This window comes from Proteus vulgaris, from assembly GCF_016647575.1.
GTDB classification, from domain to species: domain Bacteria; phylum Pseudomonadota; class Gammaproteobacteria; order Enterobacterales; family Enterobacteriaceae; genus Proteus; species Proteus mirabilis_B.
In genome coordinates this window covers 3,182,614-3,194,726 of the sequence record NZ_CP032663.1, presented here as the reverse complement: position 1 = coordinate 3,194,726, position 12,113 = coordinate 3,182,614, and the positions used below count along the sequence as shown (strand labels likewise).

Sequence of the window (12,113 nt, the reverse complement as noted above, 5' to 3'; positions counted from 1 at the left end):
TAAAACAGGTCATATCGTTATATCGCTAGATAATACAACCCATTGATAAATAGAAATCACATTGTAAATCAACTTGCTCTTAAGTCATATTTCTTAAAGAAATCATATTCTTGAACTAATTGTGGTAGTGATCTTATTTTCAATTTTGTATACATATTTGAACGATGTACTTCAACGGTACGAGGCGATAGAGAAAGTTTTTCTGCCGCTTCTTTGCTCGTATTCCCCTCAAGGATCATCTCCATAACCTCTTTTTCTCTATTAGATAACTTACCAAATTTATCTTTTAGAGATATATATGTTCGGAATTGCTCAACTTCACTTTCATAATGTAGGAAAGATTCCGAGACAATATTAAGAAGTTCATTCACATTTAGAGGGCGAGTTAAATATTCAAAAGCCCCTGATTTAAATGCGCTACGACAACTCTCAATGGAACTATCCCCAGAAATAATAATAACAGGGATGATGTTTCTCAATTTATTGAGTTCTTTAATCAGTGCAATTGATGGCGCTGCACTGCTTTTTGTATTAATTATGATGCACTCTTTATGAGCTCCTTTTGTCGATGAAAAATAGTATTTCAAGAAAGCCTGTTCATTTGAATAGGTTTTCACATTCGCCGCTAAAGAAGAAAGAACGGCTTTAAGTTGAACTTTTGTACTGTCATCTTCAAAAGTGATTAAGTGGATTATTGATTCCATATGTTGCTCCTGGTTTTACTCTGCTCTTTCACTAAAAGTGAATGAGTAACGAAATTTGACTAATTTATAAGTTTTTTATGTAGGGTGACATTCACGCAACGGAGCCATATTCAGAATATATCAAATTAAAAATGATTAATACTTCTGTATTATATTATAGATAAAATATCAGAACTTTGTTTTGTTTCAATATTTGTATTTTATAGATAAGAATAATTCATTTCTATAATGAAGGAAGGAGATAACTATTATTAATTGTAACTAGGTTTTTTCTCGTAAGTGATTTTAACTATATTAAACTCATTTAATAAGTAAAAAAATAATATATTTAGGTGTCTTTTTATGAGGCAATTAATAGTCGCATTTAGTTACAATTCAATTCCCTTTGTGGCTTTTTGACTTTACTTCTTGTAAAATAGCACTTTATTTCTATTGATCCTTTTTAATAAACCAATCGAGCCAATGCTATGGCGTCACTGAAAGATGTAGCTCGACTTGCATCCGTTTCTTTGATGACAGTCTCAAGAGCGATTAATAACCCTGAGTTATTAAAACCAGAAACACTGAAACAAGTCCAAAATGCGATTGATCAACTTAACTATGTTCCAGATTATTCTGCACGAAAAATTCGTGGGCAAGGAACAAAAGTATCATCAATTGGTGTTCTGGCAATTGATACCGCAACGACACCATTTTCTGTGGAAATGATTTTATCGATAGAGCAAACCGCAAGAGAATTTGGCTGGAGTTCATTTGTTGTCAATTTAACTGCGCAAGATTGTTATGAAAATGCCATTTGGCAGCTTTTAGCTCAACGTCCAGATGGAATTATTTATACCACGATGGGCTTGCGTGAAATCACCGTGCATGAAAAGTTGCTTGATAAGAATTTAGTGTTAGCAAACTGCTTGGATAAAACGCACGCTTTTCCAACTTATATTCCCGATGATTATCATGGGCAGTATTTTGCGATGAAAAAGGTCATCGAAAAAGGGTATCGCCGCCCTTTATGTTTCTATATACCTGAAGAGTCTGTTGCAGGTCCTATTCGTCGTAAGGCTGTTGAAGATGCTTGGCAAGAGGCTGGGCTACCATTGGCGAACTTACAACAATATACGATGATGTTTGGAGATGAGCACTATCGTGATGTGATTGAAATATTGAAAAAGCATTGTGTTCAACAAAAAGCAGATTTTGATATTCTCATTTGTGGTAATGACCGTATTGCATTTCTAGCGTATCAAGTTTTACTTTCTATGGGATTACGTATTCCAGAGCAAGTGGCTGTTTTGGGTTATGACAATATGATTGGTACAGGAGAGCTGTTTTATCCACCATTAACAACGGTACAATTGCCTCATTATGAATTAGGTAAAGAAGCGACGTTGCATATCATTCAAGAACGGAACCATAGAGATACAGTACACGTACCTTGCCAATTAGTTGAACGTGAGTCTATTTAAAGACTCACGTCTTACTTAACTTATCAATATCAGTAAATACTATTTAACTGCCAATATTCACCATTAATCAGTGTTGCATCACCGTTCATGGCAAAAAGACGTAATGTACGAGCATCTTGTTGAGCATAATATCGACTGCTAAAGGTGAACTCACCTTTGTTTACAAAGATTTCAATTGATGAGCGATCAATGAAAATACGTAAATTCAATTCACAACCTTCAGGTAATGGAATACTTCGAGCGCCACTGATATTGTGCTGAGGATAATGACGATTAAGAACTAACCGGTGTGATTGATTATCAACAAAGAGCTCAAGTCCTTCACCTAGCCATAAGCCGAATTTTTCAGCGTTACTGTTTAAAGATAATGTTAAGTCGAGTTCGATAGCTGGGGTGTTATCGAATAGCTCTATGGATTGATTACTGAGTGTTAATGGCTGGATAGACTGTTTTTCTTGGCGCAATGATTCGACTTCTTTAATGGGGATCATGCGTAAGCGATTTTTGGATTTATCAAAAGTGATTTCACGAGGGAGCGTAAAACAGCCAGACCAAAATTCAGATTTTGAAGGCATGGGCGAATTCCACATATCCATCCATCCCATAGAAACGCGACGACCATCAGGTGTCGTAAATGATTGTGGCGCATAATAGTCATGGCCATTATCAAGTTCAATAAAATGCCCTTGTAGTTTAAAGGGTTGGTTTGGTGACCACTGACCAATTAATGCACCAGATTGAAAGAGGTTGCGATATTGATAGCCTTCGGCTCGTTTTCCTTGTGGTGAGAAGACGATTGCAAATTCATTTTCTTGGCTAATAGGGAAGAAATCAGGGCACTCCCACATATAGACATTTTTATCATCCGTTTTTCCTAAAACAGTGTAATCATTGTTCCACCGCTGATCTTCCACAAATAAGGTGTCGCTAGAGAAGAGTAGGACTTGTCCTTGATCTTTTTCATCACGAGCACCAACAACCATCCACCATTTACCTTCTTGATACCAAACTTTAGGATCACGAAAATGCATATAACCTTTAGGGGGTTCTAAAACGATCCCTTTTTTCTCAAAATGAATACCATCTTCACTGATAGCAACACATTGCGCTTCATAGATTTGGCTATCATCACCTTCGTCTGCTAACCAGTTGTGTCCTGTATAGAAAAGATAGAGTTTGCCTTCATGGCTAATGGCTGATCCTGAGAAACAACCACTTTTGTCGTAGTCATCCCCTGGTGTTAATGCAATAGGTTGGTGTTGCCAGTGGATCATATCGGTACTTGTGGCATGTCCCCAATGCATAGGTCCCCAATCTTGGGAATAAGGATGGTGCTGATAAAAAGCATGATATAAACCATCATGATAAATAAGACCATTAGGATCGTTTAACCAACCCGCAGGTGCGGCCAAATGAAACTGGGGATAAAATTTATTGCCTCGTTTTTCAATCAAGGTATTTAAGGCTTTTGTTGATTGTTCTAAGCGGTGTTTCATATCATTATCCTTATTATATGTCAGAGTTATTAGTGTGTTTTTAAGATCACTGAAAGGGTAAAGAACAGATGTAATCACACTATTACTCTTGTTGTTAACGATAACATTTATAGTGAAAAAAATACGATATATGAGATTGACTTTATCATATTATCTTATTATGTTAACGTTATCAGTGTGGATTTACGAGCAATATCTTTATTTATTCGTTATGAATAGCCATAAAAACAGAATATAGTTAAGAAAAATAATTGCTTATCTTCTGGAGAGATTATGAAAGTCTGGTCTTTAGGTGACGCTGTTGTTGACTTGATCCCATTGCAAAACATGCAATATGAAGCATGTGCTGGTGGTGCGCCAGTCAATGTTGCTGCTGGCGTTGCTAAACTCGGTCAACAAAGTGGTTTTATTGGGCGCGTAGGTGAAGATGCGTTCGGCCATTTTATGCAAAAAACACTGTTTGATCTGGGTGTTGATACTCGTGCAATGGAATTTGATGAGTTTCACCGTACCAGTACTGTTCTTGTCTCTTTACAAGAAAATGGTGAGCGTGATTTTACTTTCTTAGTTGCTGAGTCTGCTGATCAATTTTTAACAGAAAAATCTTTACCTGCATTTGAAAAAGATATTTTGCATTTTTGCTCTTTAGCATTAGTGAATCCCATTTGTCGCTCGACCTTAGATTGTGCGATCAAAAGTATTAAAGAAAGTGATTCACTACTGAGTTTTGATATTAATTTACGTCCTCAAATGTGGCGTGATCATGAAGAAATGCGTGAAATTATCGATAATTATGCGCATAAAGCAGACATATTAAAATTATCAGAAGATGAGCTAACATGGATGACACAAGAAGTGACATTGAATAATGCACTCAAAAAATTAGAAATTTATCCCGCTCGTTTAAAAGTGATCACTCAAGGCTCTAAAGGTTGTTTAGTTTTAACGCCAAATACGCAAGTCGCATTTAGTGCCTTTACTGTCGAATGTATTGATACAACAGGTGCTGGTGATGCCTTTATGTCCGGTTTGTTAGCTGCGCTTGCTGAATATGGTTTTGCTGAAGATGAACAATATCTATCAAAAATAGTGACGCAAGCAGCTGCTTGTGGCGCTTTAGCCACCACTCAAAAAGGGGCGATAGCTGCGGCACCAAGTCGTAAAAAATTACATGATTTTGTTCAGCAACAACCACCTTTACATGTTAGGGAGATTTTCTAACAACTCATCCATTTTTTCTGGTTGTGGTTTTTACCACGGTTTTCCCTTAATGGTATTTTCCTATTCTCCATTTATAACTACTTTTCTCGGAGTGGTTATTTATGGAGATTTTTTTATCTCGTCTATTCGGTTGTGCTGATGTTTGATCAATCAATCAGCGATGCTGATCATATTGTTCTGTCTGTTTTAAGCGTATGATATTAAATCTTATTGACTTTTATTGATGGAACATTAAATGTGGGCTCAATCGGGCGCGGTATTAGCCATTTTTTCTTATATTCTTTGGGGAATAACCCCTCTGTTTTATCGGCTGTTACCCGGAGCACAACCGTTAGAAATGTTGGCTCAGCGTTTGATTTGGTCTATCCCTCTTTTATTACTCGTTCGACTCTTTATTAAAAATAGAACACGATGGCGCGCAGTTTTACAAGATAAGCGCTCTGTTTTTATGTGTCTATTTAGCTCAATGGCTATGGCAGTTTCTTGGTGTACGTTTACTTATGCATTAACACATCAACAAGTATTAGAAGCGAGTTTGGGGTATTTTATTAATCCGCTTTTCTCAATTTTATTAGGTGTGATATTTCTTAAAGAAAAGCTTAATCCAGCAGAAAAATGGGCTGTTACCTTAATTTGTGCAGGTGTGGGTTATCAATTATGGATGTACGGTGAATTGCCTGTATTGGCTATCATGATGGGTGGTGCATTTGCTGTATATGGCTTGATCCGCAAGTTTATTCGTTTTGATGTGATCACCTCTTTATTTATGGAAACACTTTGGTTAATGCCATTAGCAATAGGTGCCACTATTTGGTTGTTTATAACAGATAAAAGCGCACTACCTTCTGCTGATAATCTGACTCGTTTTTATTATATTCTCACTGCACCCGTCACTATACTGCCGTTATTGTTCTTTACCGCAGCAGTCAAACGAACCACATTAACTGTAATTGGATTAGCACAATATATTGAGCCTACTATTCAGTTTTTACTGGCTGTTTTCTTATTCCATGAAGCTTTTGATGAAGTAAAAGGTGTGAGTTTCTCTCTAATTTGGTTAGGGCTTTTATGCTGTATTTTAGCACTTATCCGAAAACGCCTGAATTATCTAAAAATTCAAAAAGGAAAACGTAGCCAAACAGTGTAATTATTTTATTTCTCTGTTTGATTATTTTTTTGTCTGGCTATTTTTCTATCAAGCTAAATCCGCTATGCTATATGAAAAGCAATCGTTTGCGTGATTGTGGTTTTTATTAATGGTGAGGATAAAAAATGACAGTGTTGGGTACGGCTCTTACGGCAAATGCAACAAAAGTGATGTTATTAGGTGCTGGCGAACTAGGAAAAGAAGTCGCGATAGAGTGCCAACGCTTAGGTATTGAAGTGATTGCAGTTGATCGCTATTTCAATGCTCCCGCTATGCATGTTGCACATCGCCATCATGTTGTAAATATGCTTGATATCGATGCATTAAAGCAAGTTATTGAACAAGAGCGACCTGATTTTATCGTTCCAGAAATTGAAGCTATTGCAACAACGTTACTGGTTGAATTAGAACAAGCGGGGCAAAAAATTGTTCCTTGCGCCCGTGCAGTAAAGCTGACTATGGATAGAGAAGGGATACGTCGATTAGCCTCAGAAACATTACATTTACCTACATCAAACTATCAATTTGTTGATGATGAAGTGAGTTTTAAAAAAGCCGCTTTAGAAATAGGCTTCCCTTGTATTGTAAAACCCGTCATGAGTTCATCCGGAAAAGGGCAAAGTGTTATTCGTGGTGAAAATGATTTAGCTCAGGCTTGGACTTATTCGCAAGAGGGTGGTAGAGCAGGTAAAGGGCGCGTTATCGTTGAAAAAATGATCCCGTTTGATTTTGAGATCACTTTACTAACTATTCATGCTGTTGATGGTATCCATTTTTGTGCCCCGATTGGTCATCGACAAGAAAAAGGGGATTACCGAAGTTCGTGGCAGCCTCAAAAGATGAGTGATATCGCACTTGCTAAAGCAGAACATATTGCGAGTAAAGTGGTTGAGAATTTAGGGGGCTATGGCTTATTTGGTGTTGAGTTATTTGTTCAAGGTGATGAGGTATTCTTTAATGAAGTCTCTCCTCGCCCTCATGATACTGGGCTCGTGACATTAATCTCTCAAGATTTATCAGAGTTCGCGCTTCATGTCCGTGCTTTTTTAGGCTATCCCATTGGTGGTATTCGCCAATTAGGCCCTTGTGCATCAGCGGTTATTTTACCGGAGCTTCATAGTACAAATATCGTTTATTCTGGTATTGAAAAAGCGTTGAAGGCGAATCGCCAAATTCGCCTTTTTGCTAAACCTGAAATTGCCGGCTCTCGTCGTTTAGGTGTTGTACTTGCTCATGCAGATACAATAAAACATGCATTAGATGAAGCAAACGCAGGTGCTAACGCTATCATTGTAAGTGATGCTCAAAAATAACGATATAACATAAGGTTACTTACCGCTAAGAAGAGAACTTAACTTAGCGGTAAAAATCCAGCTTTTATAAAATACGCTTTCGCATAAGGAGATAATATCTCTTGATATAAACTATAAGCCTGAGAATGAATAAGTGTCGCACAATAGTGCGCGGTAACATTAAAAGGTTTTGGAATATCGAAGATCTTTAATTCAGGAAATTGGCTTAATTGTATTTGGTAGTGCTGATAACCAATGAAAGCATCTGCTTGATGTGTGGTAATTAAATAGTGGGCTGCCATTCTACCTTGAGGAATGGTAAGTGAATGCTCACCTCCAACTAAAGAGAGTGCTCGCATTTTTAATGCCTGACTTAACTTTGGGTCAATCTGCGCAATATTATCAAACAGTTGCCAACTATAATCCCCTGATGGATCTGTTTTTGGTGTGGATATCCCTAATTTTAATGCGGTATTTGATAATACGCTAAGCCAGTTATCTTCTTCATTTACATCATTACGACGAGCAGTAATGCAAAGCTGATTAGCAATAAAAGGAGCATATTGTAGTGCGAGGCCTTTATCGATTAATTGCTTTGCATTATTTTCGTCAGCAGAAAGAAACAAATGACAGGTTTCCCCTTGTTCAATGAGTTGACGCAAAAGTCCTGCGGGTCCAAATGTAAGTACCCACTTCTCGCCTGTTTTTTGCTGGTAATGCTCAATAAAAGCAGGGAGTGTTGTTTTTAAGCTACCTGCTGCAAAAAGGGAAAATGTCATGATGTTATATCCTACTCTTTTCCTTGATATTGAGTACGATAGAATTTTTGATACCAATCATTAGCGGCTTTTTGTATATCAATATCGCTAAATTTTTCAGGATATAGTTTTTTTGCCATCCACAATTCACCTATTGCCATGGCTTCAGGCATTGGGTATCCCCATGCTTTCGCATATTCAGGCATTAAATAAATTCGATTATTTTTAACCGCACTAATAACCTGCCAACGCGTATCTTGTTTGATTTCATCAACAACTTGAGGGTATCTGTCTTGAATAAAAATGACTTCAGGGTCCCATGCAATAACTTGTTCTAGTGAAACTTGCTTATAACCTTTAACGGTTGATGCGGCGACATTAAATGCACCTGCATGTTCCATCATTAATCCTGTGTATTTTCCTGAGCCATAGGTTGTTAAGTCTGGATTAGCCATATAAGCCCGTACTCGTTGCTCTTTAGGAATATCTTGTAAGCGCTGACTAACTTGTTCACGTTGTTTAAAGGTATCGTTAACTAATGCTTGTGCATTCTCTGATTTATTGACGATATCACCAATCAGCAAAATACCTTCTTTTAGTCCTTCGTTATAGGCTTGCTCTTCATTTTGTAATGTTGGGTTAAGTGTTGATTTATCATCATTAACTTCTTTACGTAATGAAATCGCCACAACTGGAATACCAAGAGCAGAGATCTTATCAATCATCTCTTTTGGGGCGTAGTTAGTCACAAAGACAACTTGAGGTTGCAGCTTTACTAAGCTTTCAGCATCAAAACTGGTGAGATCGCCGACTTTAGGTGTGTTTTCTAGAGATGGTGCTAGTTGTGCATATCCATCACCAAGTTGCTGCTTCCAATTGGACATCACACCAACAATTTTATCCGTTGCATCAAGTTGAACCAATAAGTTCAGAGTTTGATGTTGTAAAACCACCGTTCTTTCTACTTTGTCTGGAATGGTAACGGTGCGACCAATTTGGTCTACGATTTGTCTATCTGCGTAAGAGATGGATGAGAGGGAGAGTAAGCCAATACCTAGTAAACAGTGCTGTAATAAAGCTTTCATAGTCATAAACCTAAGTTAATATCGCTGTATAATAAAATATACAGCTAAAAATATACAGCAAGTATTATTTTGGCTCAAACTTTAATCATATAAGGTGCTTAATCACTTTTATTAGCTTAATTTTTTACTCGACCCTTGAAACTTGCTTAACTATCCCCACTTTTTACTCATATTGATTTTTTTCGCCAAATTAGGATTAATTGAGGTAAAAATGAGTATGAAAGGTCAGGAAACAAGAGGATTTCAGTCAGAAGTTAAACAACTTCTTCAATTAATGATCCATTCTCTTTACTCCAATAAAGAAATTTTCCTTCGCGAATTGATTTCGAACGCATCAGATGCGGCTGATAAATTGCGTTTCCGTGCATTATCAGATGCAGCGCTTTATGAAAATAATGGTGAGTTGCATGTGCGCATTTCCACTGATAAAGAAGCTCGTACTCTAACTATCAGTGATAATGGTATTGGTATGACTCGTGATGAAGTCATTGATAATCTCGGTACTATTGCAAAATCAGGTACAAAATCATTCTTAGAATCTATCGGACAAGATCAAGCTAAAGATAGCCAACTAATTGGTCAGTTTGGTGTCGGATTCTATTCTGCATTTATCGTTGCAGATAAAGTGACAGTACGCACTCGCGCAGCTGGCGAAAGTGCAGATAAAGGTGTTTTTTGGGAATCTGAAGGCGAAGGTGATTACACCATTGCTGATATTGAAAAAGCAGATCGCGGTACTGAAATTACGCTTCATTTACGTGAAGGTGAAGATGAGTATTTAGACGATTGGCGTCTGCGTAGCATTATTAGTAAATATTCCGACCATATTTCTCTGCCTGTTGAAATTGAAACAAAAAATGAAGAAGACGGCACAGTAACATGGGAAAAAATTAATAAAGCGCAAGCACTTTGGACTCGTAATAAAGCTGAAGTGAGTGATGAAGAGTATAAAGAGTTTTATAAACATATCTCTCATGACTTTGCAGATCCATTAAGCTGGGTGCATAACCGTGTAGAAGGTAAGCAAGAGTATACAAGCTTATTATATGTGCCTTCAAAAGCGCCTTGGGATTTGTGGAATCGTGAACAACGTCATGGTTTAAAACTGTATGTCCAGCGCGTCTTTATTATGGATGAAGCTGAGCAGTTTATGCCTAATTACCTGCGTTTTATCCGTGGGTTAGTGGATTCTAATGATTTACCGCTAAACGTTTCTCGTGAAATTTTACAAGACAGCTCTGTTACACGTAACTTACGCAGTGCGTTAACTAAGCGTGCATTGCAGATGTTACAAAAACTGGCAGAAAACAAGCCGGAAGAGTATCAAGCATTCTGGAAAGAGTTTGGTTTAGTCTTAAAAGAAGGCCCTGCAGAAGACTCATCTAACATTGAAACTATTGCTAAATTACTACGTTTTGCATCAACACATAACGATAGTGATGCTCAAACAGTTTCACTGGAAGATTATGTTGGCCGTATGGTCGAAGGTCAGGAAAAAATTTACTACATCACAGCAGATAGCTATGCCGCTGCGAAAAATAGCCCTCATTTAGAGCTGTTCCGCAAAAAAGGTATTGAAGTACTGTTGTTATCTGATCGTATAGATGAATGGATGATGAATTACCTGACTGAGTTTGATGGCAAATCATTCCAGTCTGTCAGTAAAGCAGATGAATCTCTTGATAAACTTGCTGATGAAGAGAAGCAAGCTGAGCAAGAAGAAACAGATAAACAATTAGCACCGTTCGTCGAACGCATTAAAACCTTGCTAGGAGATAAAGTTAAAGATGTGAAATTAACGCATCGTTTAACAGATACTCCAGCAATCGTGACAACCAGTGCTGATGAAATGACAACACAAATGGCTAAATTGTTTGCAGCAGCAGGACAAGAAGTGCCAGAAGTGAAATACAACTTTGAGCTAAATCCAAATCATCCATTAGTGAAGCAAACAGCTGAGCTAACAGATGAAGCTCTATTTGCGGATTGGGTAAATTTATTACTCGATCAGGCATTATTTGCTGAAAGAGGCTCTTTAGAGGATCCAAACCAGTTTATTCGCTTAGTGAATCAACTTTTAGTTCAAAAAGCGTAACTGTTTTCGTTTTCAAACATTTAAACCACGTTTATCTGAAAAGAGAGCGTGGTTTTTTCTTTTTCGATAAAAAATAAAATGCAATCGCTACCGTGATTTCTTGAGAGATGACCTCACAAAATGGTATGGTAATGCGTTTTCGAGTTTAAATATAAAAAATTAAATGCAAGGGGATTTACGCGATGCGTATCATTCTGCTAGGCGCTCCAGGCGCTGGTAAAGGCACTCAGGCTCAATTCATTAAAGAAAACTATGGTATCCCACAGATTTCAACTGGTGATATGTTACGTGCAGCAGTAAGTGCAGGTACAGAACTAGGACTGAAAGCAAAAGCACTGATGGACAATGGTCAGTTAGTGACTGATGAATTAGTTATTGCGTTAGTTAAAGAGCGCATCAAACAAGACGATTGCCGTAATGGTTTCTTGTTGGATGGGTTCCCAAGAACAATTCCACAAGCTGATGCAATGAAAGAAGCGGGTATCAACGTGGATTTCGTACTGGAATTCGCTGTACCTGATGAAATCATTGTTGATCGTATTATTGGCCGTCGTGTTCACGCACCATCAGGTCGTGTTTATCATGTGAAATTTAATCCACCTAAAGTGGAAAATCGTGATGACGTGACAGGTGAAGAATTAACAACACGTAAAGATGACCAAGAAGAAACTGTTCGTAAACGTTTAGTTGAGTATCATACTCAAACTGCACCGTTAGTTTCTTATTACCAAAATGAAGCTAAAGCAAGCAATGCGAAATACTTCAAAGTTGATGGTACGCAAAAAGTAAGCGAAATTAACGCTGAACTAAAAAGTATCCTTGGCTAATTCGTCATTGTGATGATTAATCCCG

General features: G+C 37.5%; 10 protein-coding genes. 6 read left to right on the top strand and 4 right to left on the bottom strand.

Going from position 1 to position 12,113, the window contains the following annotated elements:
* Positions 1 to 68: 68 nt before the first annotated feature.
* Positions 69 to 704: a response regulator transcription factor gene (locus D7029_RS14720; protein ID WP_088494763.1), complete on the bottom strand. Its 636-nt coding sequence runs from the start codon at positions 702 to 704 to the stop codon at positions 69 to 71.
* Between the two features lie 467 nt (positions 705 to 1,171).
* Between D7029_RS14720 and D7029_RS14715 the strand changes: the two genes are divergently transcribed.
* A complete protein-coding gene (locus D7029_RS14715; RefSeq protein WP_088494764.1) occupies positions 1,172 to 2,167 on the top strand; it encodes a LacI family DNA-binding transcriptional regulator in 996 nt (331 codons plus the stop codon).
* A gap of 29 nt (positions 2,168 to 2,196) precedes the next feature.
* On the opposite strand, the gene D7029_RS14710 is transcribed toward D7029_RS14715, so the two are convergent.
* A complete protein-coding gene (locus D7029_RS14710; protein ID WP_194951080.1) occupies positions 2,197 to 3,663 on the bottom strand; it encodes a glycoside hydrolase family 32 protein in 1,467 nt (488 codons plus the stop codon).
* Positions 3,664 to 3,936: 273 nt separating this feature from the next.
* Here D7029_RS14710 and D7029_RS14705 point away from each other — a divergent pair, with 273 nt between their 5' ends.
* From D7029_RS14705 to purT, 3 genes are all read left to right on the top strand, one after another.
* On the top strand, positions 3,937 to 4,884 hold the full coding sequence (locus tag D7029_RS14705) for an aminoimidazole riboside kinase (RefSeq protein WP_194951079.1): 948 nt from the start codon (positions 3,937 to 3,939) through the stop codon (positions 4,882 to 4,884).
* Between the two features lie 235 nt (positions 4,885 to 5,119).
* A complete protein-coding gene (gene rarD, locus D7029_RS14700) occupies positions 5,120 to 6,031 on the top strand; it encodes an EamA family transporter RarD (protein ID WP_194951078.1) in 912 nt (303 codons plus the stop codon).
* A gap of 125 nt (positions 6,032 to 6,156) precedes the next feature.
* Positions 6,157 to 7,344 carry a formate-dependent phosphoribosylglycinamide formyltransferase gene (gene purT / locus D7029_RS14695; protein ID WP_194951077.1) on the top strand — a complete coding sequence of 396 codons (1,188 nt, stop codon included), beginning with the start codon at positions 6,157 to 6,159 and terminating at the stop codon, positions 7,342 to 7,344.
* A gap of 38 nt (positions 7,345 to 7,382) precedes the next feature.
* Here purT and modA read toward each other — a convergent pair whose 3' ends face one another.
* The gene (gene modA, locus D7029_RS14690; protein WP_194951076.1) at positions 7,383 to 8,102 is read right to left on the bottom strand and encodes a molybdate ABC transporter substrate-binding protein; all 720 of its coding nucleotides are present in this window, start codon (positions 8,100 to 8,102) and stop codon (positions 7,383 to 7,385) included.
* Between the two features lie 11 nt (positions 8,103 to 8,113).
* Complete coding sequence (locus tag D7029_RS14685) at positions 8,114 to 9,166, bottom strand: ABC transporter substrate-binding protein (protein ID WP_324187741.1); 1,053 nt, start codon at positions 9,164 to 9,166, stop codon at positions 8,114 to 8,116.
* A 211-nt stretch (positions 9,167 to 9,377) separates the two neighbouring features.
* On the opposite strand from D7029_RS14685, the gene htpG reads away from it, so the two are divergent.
* Positions 9,378 to 11,261, top strand: a complete 1,884-nt coding sequence (gene htpG, locus D7029_RS14680; protein WP_194951074.1) for a molecular chaperone HtpG — start codon at positions 9,378 to 9,380, stop codon at positions 11,259 to 11,261.
* A gap of 182 nt (positions 11,262 to 11,443) precedes the next feature.
* Positions 11,444 to 12,088: an adenylate kinase gene (adk, locus tag D7029_RS14675; protein ID WP_088494772.1), complete on the top strand. Its 645-nt coding sequence runs from the start codon at positions 11,444 to 11,446 to the stop codon at positions 12,086 to 12,088.
* Positions 12,089 to 12,113 lie beyond the last annotated feature (25 nt).